Source organism: Bradyrhizobium embrapense (assembly GCF_001189235.2).
Classification (GTDB): domain Bacteria; phylum Pseudomonadota; class Alphaproteobacteria; order Rhizobiales; family Xanthobacteraceae; genus Bradyrhizobium; species Bradyrhizobium embrapense.
This window is the reverse complement of the sequence record NZ_LFIP02000011.1, coordinates 184477-201024: the sequence shown is the minus strand read 5'-3', so window position 1 is coordinate 201024 and position 16548 is coordinate 184477. Positions and strand designations below refer to the sequence as shown.

Sequence of the window (16548 nt, the reverse complement as noted above, 5' to 3'; positions counted from 1 at the left end):
GGTTGCGCGTGATGGCTCGTCCGAGTGCGACGCGCCGCGCAAACTGCTGATTAGACTCCTTCGCAGCCCGCCTCTTGGAGGGCGCGCTCGACCCAGGAGCGGTCAACGGTACCGGCCTTGATGGCTGCCATCGTCTTGGCTTCGCCTTGCTGCTTCTTGTTGGCGGCGTCATAGACCGCTTCGGTCTGTTCGTAGGGAATGCAGACAAAGCCGTCGTCGTCGCCGACGATCAAATCGCCGGGCTGAATGATCATGCCGTCGATCGCAATCGGCGCGTTCACCTCGCCCGGTCCATTCTTGTAGGGACCGCGATGCGTCACGCCCGCCGCGTAGACCGGAAATGAGTTCGCGCGGATCCAACCATAGTCACGCACGGCGCCGTTGATGATCACGCCCGCAACCCCGATCTGCTGCGCGTGTGATATCATTAGTTCTCCGATGATGGCGTTGGTCAGGTCGCCGCCGGCATCGACGACGATGACATCCCCGGCCTTGGCGCGATTGAGCGCAGCGTGGACCATGAGGTTGTCGCCGGGACGCTGCTTGACCGTCAGGGCAACGCCGGCCAGCGCGCCTCCCGCATGCAGCGGCCGCAAACGGGGGCCGCCATGCGTCATGCGGTTCATGGAGTCGCTGATGTTGGCGACCGCAATGGCCTTGAACTTTTCGACTGTGGCCTGTTCGACCTTGCGTTGGCGGGTGTGTATCTTGAATCCGATGGACATGACTAAATCCTGATGATGGGAGGCGTGAATGGAGAGTGTGGTCAGGCCTTCTTCGATCGTGTCAGACCGGCCTTGAATTCGATGGCGTCGAGCGCTTCCTGGTAGGTGCGCGGCACGATGCCCTTGAAGTGGTCCTTGAGACCGAGGCTTTCCTTCCAGCGCAGGCGCGCCGCGATCGCGCGCGCCATGATCGGCTCGACGCCGGCATCCTGGACGGCGTCCGCCGACATTTCGAGTTCCTCGGCGCGGCGCTTGGCGTGGATCACACCTGATGGTGTGAGGCTGTGCACGGTATCCATCCATGGCCGCGCAAGCGTCTTGGAGGCGGACGCAAGCACGATTTCGTCGATCCCGTATTGACGGGCTGCGAGCAGCATCTCGTCCGTCAGCGCTTCGATACCCTTGATGAGGACGGAGCGGAGAATCTTGATGCCGGATGCGGTACCGAGAACTTCGCCGGTGAATTCGATCTGCATTCCCCATGGAACGAGCCAGTCCCGAACGCGCTCGCCGGCGGGACCGCTTGACAGCATGCGCATGGAGTAGCCGTGAAGCGGCGTGCCTTCGATCGAGCCGTCGCCGAGAAGCGCGCCGCTCGACGCCAGCTTTTCCGCAGCGCCCTTCTTGATTTTCGGCGTGGCAGAAGCGAAATCGAGAAATGTGTGCCTGTTGGTGAGAACCGGCGCAAAGGCGTCGGCGCTTTCGAGCGACGCCGAACCCGGCGTGACGCTGAAGATCAGGTCACTCGCGTCGGCCAGCTCCTTGTTTGAGCGCACCAGGGTGACGCCGGCTTCGCTCGCCCTGCTCTGAATAATATCGGAATAGGGGCCGTCGAATGCATATTTGTCGTAGCAGGCAATCTGCTGGAGGCCGGCCTTGCGGAGGCCCGCGCCGAGGGTGCTGCCGATCTCGCCATAACCGACGAGGCCAAGTCTGAACTGTTTGCGGTCTGTCATCATGTGCTTCCTTTGTGTTGGTGTTGACGGGTTCAGCCCTGCGCATCGGCGAGGCGGCGGAGGCCGGCGCCGCCGCCTCTCTCCGCAACGTGCGCGCACAGAACCTCGATCGGGTGACGCAAGCGAACGCCGTCTATGATTTTCGCTTGCGATCGACAGGAATATCCGTCCGCGAGCAGACGGCCTGATTTGCCTTTTTCGGCGACGTGTACGGCCCAGCTGAGCTGGTAGATGCGTTCCGACATCGCCCGGTGCTCGCGCTCGTGGCCGTAGGTACCGGCCATCCCGCAACAGCCTGAGGGCAAGGCCGATAGCTTGAGTCCGAATGCCTCGAACACGCTCGACCAGGCCGCCACAGCCGCCTGCGCGGTGGTCCGCTCGGTACAGTGAGGGAGCAGCCAGTATTCTTCTTGCCATGCCGCCGGCGGAATGCCGTCGAGACGCTGGGCGAGCCATTCCTGCACGAGCTGGACCTGCGGGACGTCGCGTCCCGGAAGCGCGTGGGCATATTCCGACCGATAGGTCAGCGTCATGGAGGGATCGAGCCCGATCAACGCAACGCCGGAGGCAGCGATGTCCTCAAGAGCGGTCGCGTTCGCGGAAGCGAGTTGTTCGAACCTGCCGAGGAAGCCGTGGACGTGCAGTGGCTTGCCGTTCGGTCGATAGGGCGAAAGCCAGGGCCGCAAGCCGATCCCGGTCAGGAGATCGACGAGGTCGAGCAGCACCCGCGTGTCGTAATAACTGGTGAAAGCGTCTTGCACGATGACAACGCTGGTCAGGCGCTCGGCGTCAGACAGTTTTGACAAACCTTCCGCTGCAAACGCGACGCCGCGGTGCGCGATTTCGCGATCAAGGTTCAGGTTCGACAGAGGCGGTGTGTGAACGAGCCCAATCGTTGCAGGCAGGCCGGTAGCGGTGGCGAGATTGAAGAGTTTTGGCGCCTTTGCCATCCAGGGTACCAATCGCTCCAGGGCCGCCAGCAGATGGTGTCGCAGGGGCCGCAGGTAACGGCCATGATAAAGTTCGAGAAACTTCGCCCGGAACGTCGGCACGTCGATTTTGATCGGGCACTGCGCCGAACAGGACTTGCAGGCGAGGCAACCGGCCATCGCCTCATGGATCTCGTGAGAGAAGTCGTTGCGGTTGCGCAGCGTTGCAAGCAGGCGAGACGGAAAGGCGATCCAGTCCGGGCGGGCGCGCAGGCGGCGCGCCTCGTCAAGCGGATCGCTCCCTGCCACGGCCAGCCGACGCAGCCACTCGCGCATCAACTGGGCGCGGCCCTTCGGTGAATGACGGCGCTCACGCGTGCCCTTCCAGGAGGGGCACATGGCGTCATCAGGATCCCAGTTGAAGCAGGCGCCATTGCCATTGCAGTGCAGGGCTTCATCGTAACCGGCCCGCACGACTGGCGGGATGGTGCGGTCGCTGTTTCCCTTGGTCGGCACGCCATCGACGCTCAGAAGCTTGCCGCCTTCCGGCACCGCGATCTTGCCGGGATTGAACTGGTTGCGTGGATCGAAGGCCGCTTTGATGGCCTGCAGAACCGGATAGAGCGGACCGAAGAAGCGGGGCGAGAACTCGGACCGAACGCCCTTGCCATGTTCGCCCCACAGCAGTCCGCCGTAGCGCTGCGTCAGCGCCACGACTTCTTCCGTCACGTCGCGGACGAGCGCCTCGGCGCCGACCGCTTTCATGTCGATCGCGGGGCGGACGTGGAGCACGCCGGCGTCGACATGGCCGAACATGCCGTAGTCGAGCCCGCGGCGGTCCAGCGCCGCGCGAAATTCGGCGATGTAGTCGGCAAGGTGCTCCCGTGGAACGGCGGTGTCTTCCACAAAGGGAATCGGCCGCTTGTCACCCTTCATGTTGCCGAGGAGGCCGACCGACTTCTTGCGCATGTCCCAGATGCGCTCGACATCCTCGGCGCCGCGCGCAACGGTGTAGCCGCGCCGGCCTGCACCGGAGCTGTCCAGTAAGGAAGCGAGGCGGCCAACCGCGCGCTCCACCTCCGCCTCATCGTTGCCGACAAACTCGACAAGGTTGACGCCGCGCGCCCGCTCGCCACCGTCCTCGGGAAAGAAGCCGGTGACATCGGCCCAGATCAGGTCGTCCTGGGCGAGCGCAAGAACTTTGGAATCAACCGTCTCAATGGATGCGGGTCCGAAGGGAACAAGAACCTGTGCGTCGCGCAGCGCTGCATCGAAGCTGTCGTAGCGCACGTTGACGAGCGCGGTGTGGCTCGGCAGCGGCAGAACCTTCAGCGTGGCTTCCGCCAGAAAACCAAGCGTGCCTTCGGAGCCGCAAAGGATCGCATTCAAGTCAAAACGCCCATCCGCGGTCCTGACATGGGCGAGGTCATAGCCCGTCAGGCAGCGGTTGAGCTTCGGGAAGAGTTCGGCGACGCGCGTCGCGTTTTCGCGCTCGAGCCTGTCGACTTCGCGATGGATGCTTCCGGCGAGATCCGGTCGCCCCTGGGCCTGCGCCAGTCCTGCCTGATCCAGCGGCCGGGAATGCCAAACGCTGCCATTGGAAAGAACGGTCGTGAGTTCGAGCACGTGGTCGCGTGTCTTGCCATAGAGACACGATCCCTGGCCGCAGGCATCGGTCGAGATCATTCCGCCGATGGTCGCGCGGTTGGAGGTCGAAAGCTCGGGCGCGAAGAACAAGCCGTGAGACTTGAGTGCCGCGTTCAGCTGGTCCTTGACGACGCCTGCCTCGACACGCGCCGTCAGCCCCTGCGGATCGATGGCCAGGATACGATTCATGTGGCGCGACAGATCGACGACGAGGCCTTCCGTCAATGACTGGCCGTTGGTGCCGGTGCCGCCGCCCCGCGGCGCAATCCGCACATCCGCGAAGCGTTCCTCGCCGAGCAGCTTCGCGATGCGCACGAGGTCGTTGACATCTAGCGGAAAGGCAATCGCCTGCGGGGTCAGTTGATAGATCGAATTGTCGGTCGCCATGACCGTTCGGTCTGCGTTGCCCGCAGTCAGATCGCCGGCAAAGCCGCGCGCTCGCAGTTCGGCGCAGAAGGCGCCGTAGAGCGGCAACGCGGCGGGTTCGGGCGGAAGGCGCGGGATCACGAGGTCACGCCGGCCCTCTGCGGGGCACCTCTTGTCCTGCTGCGGGTCCCTATAGCTCCGGCAAACAATGCGCCGCACCCATCACCCGATGAGGGCGGAGTTCGACCAAAAGCCACCGAAGCTCCGATTTGCATTTTCCTTCCCTTTGCGTCCTGCCCTGGAACAACGGTATCATAGTGTTGTTAATTTTGAAACACCGTTTCATTTTCAATAGGACGTATTGACCTGAGGATCAAGCTGGGAGGTTATGAGACTCCTGCAGGTCAGGTCTCGAAAACGAGCGGACGTGGAAAAGAATGCTGAAGGGAGTACGAAACAGGCCGAAGCTTGAAGGCGTCGCATCGGCCGAAAGGGTGTTGGCGGTGCTCACGGCCTTTCGACGCGGAGACGATGCGCTGGAATTGACGGAGCTCGCCCGCCGCACGTCACTCGTGAAGAGTACGATCATGCGTCTTTGCATCTCGCTGGAAAAATTCGAATTGATCGAGCGATTGGAAGATGGGCGCTATCGCCTCGGCGTCGAGTGCGCCCGCATCGGCTCCGTCTACCAGCAATCCTTCGCGATGGAGGAGCGCATTGTGCCGGTGCTAGAGCGTCTCGCCGCTGAGTCGCTTGAAACTGCGTCGTTCTACATTCGGCGTGGCAATCAACGGATCTGCCTGTTCCGGGCGGACTCGCCGTATCAACTTCGAATGAATGTCCGTCCAGGCGACGCGCGTCCAATGGACGGCTCGTCGATTGCCCAGGTCCTAAGTGCCTTCAGCGGAAAAGCCAGACAGAAATCGGCGGACATCCAAGTTCCGATTTATAGCTGCGGTGTAACCGACCCGCACGTTGCGTCGCTTGCGATGCCGGTCTTTGGCCCCGAAGGAAGCCTTGTCGGCGCTCTCGCGCTTTCCGGTCCATCTTCCCGCCTCACCGCCGATCACGCAGGCGGCCTGGGGCCGCGATTACGCGAAGAGGCCGAACGGCTCTCGTCTCAATTGGGCGCGCAACTCTGAAGGCATTGCACGTATTCGCATCAAGACGGCAACCGACTCGTCGACAACAACGTGGCTTTCGAAGAAGAAGGTTCGGTTTGGAATCGACGCTCATGTCTGCTTCTGGCCGTTTCGCTCGGAGTATCACTACTCTGGCCGGTCGGGCTCGGGCGTTAGAGCAAGGTTCGTAGGTGTCCGATCGCAACGCTGGCGCAAATAGGAGCCGCATACCCGCCAAGCCCTCCAGTGCTTAGGGCAGGGCTATTGAGCGATCGGCCTCCGCCCTCGATGCGCTCGTCCGCAATTGGTCTACGACCTGCTCCGTTCGAGCCGGTTGCCGATCGACCGCAAGGCCACTCGTGATCTCTAGGAACCTTGGGCTCGATGCGGCATCGCGCCGGCATGACATGCCCCAAATGCACTGGCCCAATGAAGGCCGGTCTCGACAATCAGCTCGTCTGCGAGCCGTGTCGCGAATATGTGCTCCTGTTTGCCGTCACGTTACGGTTCACACCTCCGTTCGGGACCGTGCTTGAGGAGCTCGGGTCGGCCCGGAGAGACCAAAGCAACCGGTGACACGCGTCAAGGTCCACGGTCATCCGGCGATCAGTTGGTCGAGCGGAAGACGGCAGCGCACGATGGTCTGGCCTTGCTCGCGGAGCAACTGCAGGTCTCCGTCGAGCGCACGCGCGCGTTCGTGCATTCCGGTCAGGCCTCTGCCGAACGTCAGGTCCCGCGGTAGGCCGACGCCGTCGTCGGATACGTCGATCTCGATCTGACCTCCGTTAACAGTCGCCGTGACGCAGATCGTTGTCGCCTTCGCATGTCGGAGCACGTTGGTCACACCCTCCTGGATGACGCGATAGGTGGTTTGTGAGAGCAGGCCGTCGAGGTCATCCAAGCGATGATCGATCCGGGATGTCACGCGGAGGCCGGGAGCCTGGGATTGGGCATTGCGCAGCAGCGCCCGCACGCTGACGGCTAACCCAAGATCCCCAATGTAGACCGGGCTCAGGCCTTCCAGCACACGCCGGTTCGCCTGCTGCAAGGCTTCCGTCGCGCTGAGAATGCCGTGCGCCGGCGAGCCTGGCTCAGGAGGGCCTTCAGCCTCGGGATCGGACAGCGCCGTGGCATTGGCGCGGATCGCGAACAGAAGCGGGCCCATCTCGTCATGGAGCTCCCGGGCCAGCTCGCGGCGCTCGTCGTCCTGGACCGCAACGAGCTTGCGCAGCAGGTCCCGATTGTCGCGGCTGAGGCGCTTCAGCGTCGCGGCGAGCTCGTTGGCTTCTGCACAGCTCTTCCGAATTTCTGGCGGACCGGCCAGCGGGATCGGAGTATCATAAACGCCATTTCGCATCCGGGTCAGTCCGGCACCAAGATGCGTCAGCGGGCGAAGCGCCGTACCCGTCGTGAAATAGGCGCTGAGCCCGGCGAGCAGCATCAGCGCAGCGCTCGATCCGGCAATGGCCAGGAAGCCCACCCACTTTTCCAGGATCTCGGCCGACAGGTCAGGTCTGAAGACGATATCACCGACATGTGCCGTTCGGATAGCGACGGGATGGGTTGAGCCGAGCTCGGGAATCTGCAGCAGAGCAGTGAACCAGGCGGGAACGCTGCCATGGTAAGTCTCAGAGGGCACGTTCCGCCGGTCGGGTCCCGACGGCACGAATGCGATGGCGGCAGGGGGGCGAAGCGAGGCTGCGAACGCATCGAGCGTTGGTTGCGGGTTGTCCGCGGCCGCAAGCGCAGCATTCAGCGCCTCGGCTACGCGCTGGGCAGAACGCGTGCCCTGGGCATTCTCATCTTCGAACTGTTCGGGCGAGAAGGTTTGCAGCGCAAGGCCGCCGAGCAGCAGCGCTCCGACAACCATTGCAGCCATGGGCAGCAACAGCCGGGCGCGAAGGGAAAGGCGGTTCCACAGTCGATCTGCGAGGCTTGGCACGGCGGGCTCCATTCGGCGATTCTTCTCTTTCAATTTCCGCGCTAAGTTCTATTTAGGCTGTGGAGGCAGCGTGCACGATACCGCCAAATCAGCCACGAGGATATTGATCGTCGACGACCATCCCGTCGTGCTGTCGGGCTGCCGATCCCTGTTTGCCGCAGACAAGACAGTGAAGATCGACGAGGCTGCCGATGCCAAGGCTGGTCATCGAGCTTTCCTACAGAAGCGGCCGGACGTGACCGTCATCGATATCAAACTGCCCGATGTCTCCGGGTTCGAACTGCTGCGCAGGATTCGCAAGGACGATCCGGACGCCCGTATCATCATGTTCAGCATGAATGACGATCCCGCATTCGTCGTGCGGGCTGTGGAGATGGGCGCGCAAGGCTATCTTTCGAAGAGCGACGATCCGCGCCTTTTTGTGAAAGCGGTACGCAAGGTCGCGGCCGGCGAGCGGTTCATTTCGCCGCACCTCGCGGAGGCAATTGCCTTCGCCAGCGCCGCGATCAAGGCTAATCCCGCTTCGCAGATATCTGCACGGGAGCTAGAAATCCTGCGGTTGCTCGGCCGCGGCGACAAGATCGTCGACATCGCAGCGGCGCTCGGCATCTCCTACAAGACTGTCGCCAACACCACGTCCCTCCTCAAGCAGAAGCTTGGCGCGAAGAACCACTCCGATCTGGTGCGCATCGCTGTTGAAATGGAACTCACCTGACGTGCGCAGAAATGGCTGGCCGCGTGCGGTGACGCGGCCAGTCCGTTGTCGCCGGAAGAACTGGCTGCATTCGTTGGGCAATGGAAGCGACGAATGCACCCTTCCGGCAATCGTCATGGGACCTTCTCGGCGGCTCACCACCTCGGGAATGACCAGCCTTGCCACCCTCCTTGCCATTCCGGGTCGCGATAGCTTGCAACGCGCTGGCCGCGCTGTGCAAACCGTGGACTTCTGTCGCCCTGCGCGTGCCGGGGCGGCTTTGCATGTCGCGCGATTTGCTCGAGCGCCTTCGACGGAGGTGACCTAGGCGGGTCAGCCTTTGCGACAGCCGCCGGCCGCGGTGCGGGAGCTTGAGCAGTGAGGGGAGCCGAGGGCGCGGGTGAGGCGGTGACGAGCGAAGCGCTTGTATCCATTCGTATCGCTTCCGGCCATTGGTGCCGGGAGTGAATGCGGATCGTTGCGCGGTCGATGTGGTTGCGGGCAACGGCAGCCGGCGGTGCCGGAAAGTACCAATCCGCGACAAACAGCAATCCAAGCAGCAGCGCGCCTGTAAACAGAAAGTATCGAAACAGAGGCATCAAACCGTCACCGCAATGTCGGACCGCATATCGGCACCGGCGCCGACTAACGGGAAAAAACGGCAATCGTTCCCGACATCTCTTTCGCAAAAAGGAGGCCGCCAACTGGCGGCCTCTTCGCATGGTTGGGGCGCGAACTGCCAGGTGGTCCCCGTGTCCCCGCGCCAATAACCCCGACCCTCGTGCTCACGGAAAGTGAACCGCTCGTGCGGTCCCCAACGCCAATTGTCTTCATGGACAAAGACGCCGGAGTCTCTTGGATAATCGAAAACCTCGTGGGTGTGCCAGCACACTTGCCCAGAGCATACGATCGCAGCCGATGCGCTCATCGCGGAAGCAGCCAGGAAGCCCGCACCAAGAACGACGCCGGCGGCCGTTTTGCCAATCAGCCTCGGGTTGTCTCCTAACGTCGAAACCATTGCCCGTGCGCCAACACTCCGGAGTCAAGGCTGGGCCTGGTTTTCGGGAGAAACATGCAACCAGGCTGGGAACTGTCGGCCTCTGCCGCGGTTGATGGCCAGTGCTAAGGCACACAATCAACTTCCCCCAAAAGGGCTCCGGCGCGGTTCCTCGGCTGCGCCGGAGCTGACGTTTGCCTACGAGCTCTAGCGCAGAATGTCGCGTCGAACGGTGCGATGTGGCACCCGGCTAGCCGCATCACCTGAAGCGGCGCCGGGTCAGACGTTTACGGACAGCAGGGATGATGGCAGTCGAAGGTCTCGCTGCTAGAGCGGCGCCCGGACCTGCTGGGCGGCCGGCAACGTGAAGTTCTTCATGGCTCTTGATTCCACGAATAGGCCGGACGTCACGATCAGGGCTAGAGAGAAAAATGCCACCACGGACAAGCATGCAAGCTGATCACCAGCGCCCATCGCAGCCACACTCCGCATTTGTTTCGATCCGTGAACGTGGCAGGAATCAGTTCGTTCCTTGGATCGGGAAAAACCGGCAATGCTCGTCGTGCGTTGCCCGACCTTGAGACATTTCTCGAGGCGGAGGTCGCTCAGGGCGAGGCGAGCGAATCGAAGCTGACCTTTGATGGGCTTCGCTACCGGCGGCAGTTGCTGGCAAGGGCCTGATGATACCCGCCCGGCAGAACCCCAGCCAATCGCGCCACGGTTTGCGTTGATCGTGAGCCATTCAAGCAAACGCCAATGAAGCGGCTCATGGATCTGAATGGCAAGCAGTTGGCGCACGGCCCGGAGTCGCTGGTGACGATGGCTGGTTCAGGAATCCGAGGTGGGAGCTCCCAGGAGACGCGCTGTGGATTGACTGATTGGCCCGCTGCCGTGCCCGATCCTCGAGCGTGGTCCACCATTCGCGGACCTTGCCTTCGATCGACTTGCGCCAGCCGTCTGGGGCCTTCTGCTTTAGCCGCGGCAGCAGGGCGCGCAGCGTCTCGGTGGCGTCCCCGACAAGGCCGACCTCCATCGGGAAGCGGATCGACAACATGCCGGCATCGATGTCGATTTGGACACCGTGGGCGCGGCCTTCCTTGGGCAGGAATTCCGAGTATGGAAAAGCCGAGCCGACCATCAGCAGCGTGTCGCACTGCGTCATCAGGTCGTAGCTCGGCTCGGTGCCGAGCAGGCCAATTAAGCCGGTCACCCAGGGAAGGTCATCTGGCAGCACGGCTTTGCCAAGCAGCGCCTTGGCGCAGCCGGCAGATAGTCGGTCTGCAACCGCGATGACCTCGTCGGTCGCGCCAAGTGCGCCGGCTCCGACCAGCATGGCAATCTTATGCCGGCGTTGAGGATATCTGCGGCACGGTCGAGTTCGGCTTCGTGCGGAACGATACGGAGCGGGGTGTAGCCGATACCGGAGCGTAGTGTGCTGTGGGCGCGCGGCGGGTCTTCGCAATCCTTCTCCTGGAGGTCGTTCGGGAGAACGACGGCAGTCACGGTACGCCGGGCGAGCGCGATCCGGGCGGCACGATCGGTCAAATGACGGACTTGCGCTGGCGAGGAGGGCTGGGCGACACAGGCACTCGCCATATCCTTCAACATCGAGACCAGGTCGCGTCGAGCTGCGCCATTCGAATTGCCCCGTGAAGCAGGATCCTGCGCTTCAACGCTGAGGCCACAGAAGCGCGCCGCGATGCTCTCAGCTGGTAGCACGAAAAGCGATCGAGCAATGGCCGCAACATCGGGCTCGGGTCGGAACACGATTAGTCCTCGCACGGCGCGGACGGCTTCGGCCGGATGTACTTCCACTACGATCAAGGGGCCGGGGACCGCACCGTGGGAGCGATACCGCTAGCGGGCCGCAGCTCGAGACGGCCACGATGCCGTTTAACCGCGTCATATCAATCGGGAAAAATAGGAACCTCCCACCCAAGTTGTTGTTGGCAATGGCTACTTTGAAGTCCATTGGAGGAGACATGAAATGAAGAAGCTCATTGTATGCGGTGCCCTCGCAGCGTTCGCATTTGCTACGCAGGCCGCTAGCGCAGCTGAGTTCTATATCGTACGCGACGCCAGCACCAAGAAGTGCACTGTGGTCGACAGCAAGCCGACAACCACAACCACGACAGTGGTGGGCGACGGCGTTTACAAGACGAAGACGGAAGCTGAATCCGCGGTGAAGACCACGAAGGTCTGCACCGAGCAGTAAGCCCTTCTCGCTTATAGTGGAGACTTAGGAATGCCCGTAATCTTGTTGTGGGGGATCCCCACGCTTATCGTTGTTGGCGGTGCTGGGTATTGGTTAGTTCACATGCACTGATCCTATTCGATCAGACGCGGCTCGTCCTGAATGGACGGGCCGTTTCGGTGCAAAAAAAGCGTTGCTGCAGCTCGGGCGCCGGTTTTGACATGACATGTAAGAGCTGGCTCTATGGCTTTGGGCTTGGCGAAGGTGCGGGCGAGGGTTGCTGAGGCGTCGGCGTTGGTTGAACCAGAGAGGTGATTGGCTGATCCGTGCCATTATGCGGAATGCAGGTCCCGGCATTCGCAAGTTTTCCGGCGGCTTCTTCTCGAGCTCGGCGGTGGTGGCGTCCACGGCGCCTGTCGAATTCGCCGTCATCCATCGTCGAGCGTTGACTCAAGGCGCTGTAGGCGTTCGCATAAGTCTGTTGCAACTGCTCCTCAGCGGTCAGGCAATCGGAGAGCTTCTCGAACACCAGATCGGTTTGAACCGGCGCTACGCCACCAACCAATACGACTAGAATCCATTTCATGTCTTCGCGATCCCAACATTCGAGCCTGCCTCGCAAACGTTTTGGGGAATCGAGGAGTTCCAGCTAGGTCTTGTGGTTCTCTGAGCGTTTCACCGACGACGCCCTGCGGATTTTACGTGTAAGAGAAATCAAAGACATCGAAGGACAAATCGCTGAGTTGGATAACTCCTCCTCCGAATCCGTGACCATGCGCCCTCCTTGAGGGGCGGAGCCTTCGTGGAGAAGACCTACTGACCTGGCGATCGCGGCAAGGCATTCTTCACCCGGTGTTCCGCCGGGTGCTTTCGGTTCTTGACCTTGATCAGTCGCAGGGGGCGACCGGTATTGCCGCAACTTCATGTCCGTCAGGACTGAAATGTGGCGGCGTTTCCGGAATCTCGCCATCCTCGGGCTTGTTGCACCGCGGGCATCGCGCGCCGGCACCACCGCAGGTGTCCGGTCCAAGGCTGATCCGGGTGATTCTAGCAGACCCAGCGGCCGTCGCAAACGGTGCAGCGCGGTGAGCTCATAGGTCTTCCCTTAGGCCGCAAAAGAAAGGATGTCGCACCTTCCCCTCGGCGGATTTGGCCCGGTACTTGATCTTGGCGAGCAGCTTCGGCTCGACCCAGATCCCTTCGTGCCTGTTGGGCTCGGTGTAGGGCTGCGTCTTGCGTATTAGCGGCGTCAGGCGCTGTCGAAGGTCGGTGGCCGAGGCCTTGTCAAAGCCGTGGTCGACTTTGCCGGCGTAGATCAGCGCGTCGCCCTCGCGCTGGCCGACATAGATGCCGTCCCAGTCGTTGCCATCAAGAGCAACGCCGGCGATGGTCAGCGTCTCACGCTGAGCGCAGGTCTTCTTCACCCAGTCGCGGCTGCGGTCGCCTATCGGGTAGACACTGTCGGCGATCTTCGATACGACGCCCTCACAGCCGAGCCTGCACGTATGGGCGAGCATCTCGGCGCCGTCGATCTCGAAGCCTTCGCTAAATTGGATGGCGGAGCCGGCGACGAGCTTCTTCAGCGCGGCCTTGCGATGCTTCAAGGGAAGCTTCCGCAGGTCGCGGCCGTTGAGATAGAGCAGATCGAAGGCCACCAGCACGATCTTGGTCGAGTGGTCGCGCAGCTCGTTCTGTAGCACCGAAAACTCGGTGGTGCCGTCGGCAGCCGGCGCAACAATCTCGCCGTCGATGATCGCCGATGCCGCCGAGATGTGCCAGGTATCGTCGGCGATCTTTTTGAATCGTTTGGTCCAGTCGTGCCCGCGCCGGGTGAATATCTTCATCTCCTCGTCGGCGAGGTGCACTTGCACCCTGTAGCCGTCGAACTTGATCTCGTGGATCCAGCGGGCGCCGCTCGGCACCTTGTCGATCGGCGTCGCCAGCGCGGGCGCGACGAAGCCTAGGAAGAGCGCCTTCGCTCCGATCGCCTCCGGCTTCCTCCGCTGAAACGCCACAACGCAAATCCACAAAATAATGAGCTGATTCAAACGGGCGTGGTCGCCAACGTTCCAGTGGGCAATTGGAACTGGTGATCTCATCTTGCGTTTTGCCCGATGGCAAAGACAGCGAAGAAGCTGACCACCAAGCCGCGGCGGAAGTCGGCCCGCCCGTGTGATAGGAGAGCCGCATGGATATGAAAGAAGCCTCGGCGATAACGGAAGCCTCGGGGCTGATCGAGCAGGAGGACATTGGTCGGACTTCCAAAGCGCCCCGTCGTGAACCCCAGCAGCCTTCGCACGGCTTCGCGCTGCGCTGGGGCGAGCAGCTACGTGAGGTTACCAGGAAGGCGCCTTTGCAGTCGCTCTTCGTCGCCTTCCTGGTCGGGATCTGGGTCGCGCGGCGGCGCTAACAGAATCCGCGAACCGGCTCGACCCACCAAGGCCTTGCCAGCAAGGGACGATCCGAACGTTGCCGAGCCAGGGTTATGCCCCTATGCAGGTTAGGAACCAAGTCCGGTGAATCACTGTTCCCGGATTTGCCGCAAGAAAATGCGGCGGATGAGGGATGCCAGAATGGCGAAGAAAGCGAAAAAACAGACGGCGCGTGGCCGCAAGCAGGACAGGGCACGCGTCGCCAGTGGCCAGGGCCATGAGGTCCGCTACGAGGCGCGGAAGGCCGGCAAGTCTGCGGGGTCCGTGAAGAAGGCGGTCAAGAAGGTCGGCAACAGCCGCAAGCGGGTTGAGCAGCGGCTGGGATCAACAATGAAGAAATCGTTAGGAACGCGGCCGCCGCGGTGAACGTTGGCAGCCAGCTCTCTGACCTTAGGGCGGAGCAGCCCTTTTGTTGATCAGTCGATTGAACGAAAATGGTTGAGAGGCTCAGACCATATGTAGCTTTCGCGGCCGTTTCATGCTTCCCGTTTTTGCACCGCTGCGCGTTCGGCGGAGAGTAATCCAGCGCTCGCATCATTTCCGGTGTCCAGCAGCCGCCCAGGAGCAACAGGCCTTGCGTGAGCTCCTCGCGCATCGCACGCAGCAACTCCTCGACGCGTCGGTTGTCCAAAACCGATTTGGTCATGGGATTGACTACGGGTCCTCAGCCGCAGGGGTAAAAGACGACGATACTGCCGAGGTAGGCGGTATGGTTCCGCGAAAGGAACAAAATTCCGGCTTCTCCACGTGTATTGAGAAAATCTGGAAGCAGATTCACACGGGTTATTTTTGCAGCGGCCGGGCTACGCGATGGTAACGCCGCAGGGCAGGTGATTTTCATTTCGTATTTTTTCAGCCCTAAACGACGGCTGCTGCTGCTACGTGACAGCGGTCAGCGATCCAGATTGGCCCCAGCATGATCCGGATGCTGGGGTCGTTTTCTTTAGGCGACCTGAGCTGGCATCGACCGATCGCGCATGGGAAGAGACGGTTAGCGGGGCGGTCCGCTAGGGCGCTGTCCCTCCGGCGCCCTGGAACGCTCCGGACGCTGATGGATTTTCCAGTCATGAGCGCGGACGATTACCTGGTGAGGGCTGGACACTACCGGCGGGCCAAAGAGACGGCCGACGACACGTTCACTCGCTATTTTCTTGAGCGGATGGAGCACGGTTATCGCGTCCTGGCTGCGAGCGAAGCAGCCATCGCGGCTTCGCAGGAAGTGGAAAAGAAACTGAACAATCGGCGCGACTAGCTGAACCCTTCAGCGTCATAGGTCCCGATACTCCGCTTTCGGATGATGGTCAGCCGGGCGCTGACCGCCGCCTCGGTACGGCCGAGCTTCTGGGCGATCCCGCGCCATGTCATCCCGGTCTCCCGGATCAATTGCAATAGCTCCTTTCTCTTCTTCAGCGGACCACGATCCTGCTGGCATGATTGTTCCGTGATGAAATCCCGGGAGTAATTTCAGATTCCTAAAGCCAGTCCGCTCGGTGCGTAGGCCGATCGGGAACCGGTACGGCATCTGCGGGTAGTCAGAGAACTGAAGCCGCGAAAGGATATTAGATGCAACTCGCAACGCTACCGGCGACTGCCTTCAAATCGCCGGCGATTAGCCTCTCTGGCATTGTCGACTATAACATGTACACCGCCTTTCGAACGCAGTTCGACAACGCGGCCGGCAAAGACCTTGTCGTGATCGAGCTGTCGACCTTGGGTGGGGACCCCGAGGTCGCCCGAATGATGGGGGAGGACGTGCGGTTCGCGAGCGAAACGGAGCCGCAACGTCGCTTTGTATTCCTCGGTAAGGCTGTGATTTATTCGGCGGGCGTTACGTTCATGAGCTTCTTTGCGCGGCCGAACAGATACGTCGCGCGCGGCACGCGACTGATGATCCATGAACGCAAGCTTTCGAAGAGCTTGGTGATCGATGGCCCTTTAACGACATGCATTGCGGTTGTGAGAGCGACGCTCAACGAAATCGAATGCTCGATCGCCATACAGAACGAGGGCTTTCAAAATCTAATCCTGGGATCGAACGTAACCATCGATGAGGTCATGCAGAAGGCGACGTCAAACTGGTATTTGGAGGCGCAGGAGGCGAGGACGTTGGGTCTGATCGAGACGGTTCTGTAACGCCGGAAAGGATCCAACAAGACTTATTCAGCCTCAGACGGAGGGCTCGGTGGCGGAAGCCCGTAGCGCTTGGCCCGATCGGCCGCCAACTTCCGATAGTCCTTCGCCTGCTGCATGAATTGCGCTTTCAGCCTGAGATCACTCTCGCCGGCGGCGAGGCGCTCAAATTGCAAAGCGTGCTCAATATACTCTGTTAGTAGCTTCATGGCTGCTAAGCGCCAACGCCTTGCTTCGCCGCGCGCTCCGCTCAAAGAGCCGGCTCGGAGTGCGGATGCGAAGCACGGCGGATCATCCGGTAGACGGAAGATCGTTCAAGAGCCTCGATCTGACAAGCAACCCTTCCTCCAGCTATCGGCAGCCTCATGGAGGCGCGTCCGGCTCGACCGGTCCGACCATCCGGCCATTGCTTACT

General features: G+C 61.6%; 14 protein-coding genes and 1 pseudogene. 7 read left to right on the top strand and 8 right to left on the bottom strand.

Annotation, left to right across the window (positions count from 1 at the left end):
* Positions 1–50: 50 nt before the first annotated feature.
* Genes AKN83_RS33510 through ydiJ form a run of 3 tightly spaced genes read right to left on the bottom strand, consistent with a single transcriptional unit; the run spans position 51 to position 4764 of the window.
* Complete coding sequence (locus AKN83_RS33510; protein ID WP_050401586.1) at positions 51–725, bottom strand: RraA family protein; 675 nt, start codon at positions 723–725, stop codon at positions 51–53.
* A gap of 41 nt (positions 726–766) precedes the next feature.
* Positions 767–1681 carry a DUF1932 domain-containing protein gene (locus tag AKN83_RS33505; RefSeq protein WP_050401624.1) on the bottom strand — a complete coding sequence of 305 codons (915 nt, stop codon included), beginning with the start codon at positions 1679–1681 and terminating at the stop codon, positions 767–769.
* A gap of 32 nt (positions 1682–1713) precedes the next feature.
* Entirely contained in the window at positions 1714–4764 is a 3051-nt protein-coding gene (gene ydiJ / locus AKN83_RS33500) for a D-2-hydroxyglutarate dehydrogenase YdiJ (RefSeq protein WP_050401585.1), read from the bottom strand.
* Positions 4765–5060: 296 nt separating this feature from the next.
* Here ydiJ and AKN83_RS33495 point away from each other — a divergent pair, with 296 nt between their 5' ends.
* The gene (locus AKN83_RS33495) at positions 5061–5765 is read left to right on the top strand and encodes an IclR family transcriptional regulator (protein WP_050401584.1); all 705 of its coding nucleotides are present in this window, start codon (positions 5061–5063) and stop codon (positions 5763–5765) included.
* A gap of 574 nt (positions 5766–6339) precedes the next feature.
* On the opposite strand, the gene AKN83_RS33490 is transcribed toward AKN83_RS33495, so the two are convergent.
* The gene (locus AKN83_RS33490) at positions 6340–7698 is read right to left on the bottom strand and encodes an ATP-binding protein (RefSeq protein ID WP_172803657.1); all 1359 of its coding nucleotides are present in this window, start codon (positions 7696–7698) and stop codon (positions 6340–6342) included.
* A gap of 58 nt (positions 7699–7756) precedes the next feature.
* Between AKN83_RS33490 and AKN83_RS33485 the strand changes: the two genes are divergently transcribed.
* The gene (locus tag AKN83_RS33485; protein WP_050401583.1) at positions 7757–8401 is read left to right on the top strand and encodes a response regulator transcription factor; all 645 of its coding nucleotides are present in this window, start codon (positions 7757–7759) and stop codon (positions 8399–8401) included.
* 1303 nt (positions 8402–9704) lie between these two features.
* Here the strand turns inward: AKN83_RS33485 and AKN83_RS41505 are convergent.
* Both AKN83_RS41505 and AKN83_RS33480 read right to left on the bottom strand, forming a co-directional pair.
* Positions 9705–10175: a hypothetical protein gene (locus tag AKN83_RS41505; protein WP_244522197.1), complete on the bottom strand. Its 471-nt coding sequence runs from the start codon at positions 10173–10175 to the stop codon at positions 9705–9707.
* Positions 10166–10997, bottom strand: a pseudogene (locus AKN83_RS33480) (thiamine pyrophosphate-requiring protein); the annotation flags it as partial. The gene AKN83_RS41505 and the pseudogene AKN83_RS33480, both read right to left, overlap by 10 nt.
* A 367-nt stretch (positions 10998–11364) precedes the next feature.
* Here AKN83_RS33480 and AKN83_RS33475 point away from each other — a divergent pair.
* Entirely contained in the window at positions 11365–11592 is a 228-nt protein-coding gene (locus AKN83_RS33475) for a hypothetical protein (protein WP_050401582.1), read from the top strand.
* Positions 11593–11812: 220 nt separating this feature from the next.
* Here AKN83_RS33475 and AKN83_RS38930 read toward each other — a convergent pair whose 3' ends face one another.
* Together AKN83_RS38930 and ligD are read right to left on the bottom strand one after the other, a co-directional pair.
* Positions 11813–12157 carry a hypothetical protein gene (locus tag AKN83_RS38930; protein ID WP_083992347.1) on the bottom strand — a complete coding sequence of 115 codons (345 nt, stop codon included), beginning with the start codon at positions 12155–12157 and terminating at the stop codon, positions 11813–11815.
* A 505-nt stretch (positions 12158–12662) separates the two neighbouring features.
* Positions 12663–13586 carry a non-homologous end-joining DNA ligase gene (gene ligD / locus AKN83_RS33465; protein WP_050401580.1) on the bottom strand — a complete coding sequence of 308 codons (924 nt, stop codon included), beginning with the start codon at positions 13584–13586 and terminating at the stop codon, positions 12663–12665.
* A gap of 173 nt (positions 13587–13759) precedes the next feature.
* Here ligD and AKN83_RS33460 point away from each other — a divergent pair, with 173 nt between their 5' ends.
* From AKN83_RS33460 to AKN83_RS33445, 4 genes are all read left to right on the top strand, one after another.
* Positions 13760–13981 carry a hypothetical protein gene (locus tag AKN83_RS33460; RefSeq protein ID WP_050401579.1) on the top strand — a complete coding sequence of 74 codons (222 nt, stop codon included), beginning with the start codon at positions 13760–13762 and terminating at the stop codon, positions 13979–13981.
* 163 nt (positions 13982–14144) lie between these two features.
* On the top strand, positions 14145–14369 hold the full coding sequence (locus tag AKN83_RS33455; RefSeq protein ID WP_050401578.1) for a DUF3606 domain-containing protein: 225 nt from the start codon (positions 14145–14147) through the stop codon (positions 14367–14369).
* A gap of 700 nt (positions 14370–15069) precedes the next feature.
* On the top strand, positions 15070–15255 hold the full coding sequence (locus tag AKN83_RS40170; protein ID WP_157113686.1) for a hypothetical protein: 186 nt from the start codon (positions 15070–15072) through the stop codon (positions 15253–15255).
* Between the two features lie 311 nt (positions 15256–15566).
* The gene (locus tag AKN83_RS33445; protein WP_050401576.1) at positions 15567–16136 is read left to right on the top strand and encodes a peptidase S14; all 570 of its coding nucleotides are present in this window, start codon (positions 15567–15569) and stop codon (positions 16134–16136) included.
* The last annotated feature ends 412 nt before the right edge of the window (positions 16137–16548 follow it).

What these genes read in the sequence shown, in the direction of transcription:
- AKN83_RS40170 (WP_157113686.1), top strand. Translation starts at nt 15,070, where the DNA reads ATGAGCGCGGACGATTACCTGGTGAGGGCTGGACACTACCGGCGGGCC.
- AKN83_RS38930 (WP_083992347.1), bottom strand. Translation starts at nt 12,157, where the DNA reads ATGAAATGGATTCTAGTCGTATTGGTTGGTGGCGTAGCGCCGGTTCAA.
- AKN83_RS33510 (WP_050401586.1), bottom strand. Translation starts at nt 725, where the DNA reads ATGTCCATCGGATTCAAGATACACACCCGCCAACGCAAGGTCGAACAG.
- AKN83_RS33490 (WP_172803657.1), bottom strand. Translation starts at nt 7,698, where the DNA reads ATGGAGCCCGCCGTGCCAAGCCTCGCAGATCGACTGTGGAACCGCCTT.
- AKN83_RS33475 (WP_050401582.1), top strand. Translation starts at nt 11,365, where the DNA reads ATGAAGAAGCTCATTGTATGCGGTGCCCTCGCAGCGTTCGCATTTGCT.
- AKN83_RS33455 (WP_050401578.1), top strand. Translation starts at nt 14,145, where the DNA reads ATGGCGAAGAAAGCGAAAAAACAGACGGCGCGTGGCCGCAAGCAGGAC.
- AKN83_RS33445 (WP_050401576.1), top strand. Translation starts at nt 15,567, where the DNA reads ATGCAACTCGCAACGCTACCGGCGACTGCCTTCAAATCGCCGGCGATT.
- AKN83_RS33460 (WP_050401579.1), top strand. Translation starts at nt 13,760, where the DNA reads ATGGATATGAAAGAAGCCTCGGCGATAACGGAAGCCTCGGGGCTGATC.
- AKN83_RS33505 (WP_050401624.1), bottom strand. Translation starts at nt 1,681, where the DNA reads ATGACAGACCGCAAACAGTTCAGACTTGGCCTCGTCGGTTATGGCGAG.
- AKN83_RS33495 (WP_050401584.1), top strand. Translation starts at nt 5,061, where the DNA reads ATGCTGAAGGGAGTACGAAACAGGCCGAAGCTTGAAGGCGTCGCATCG.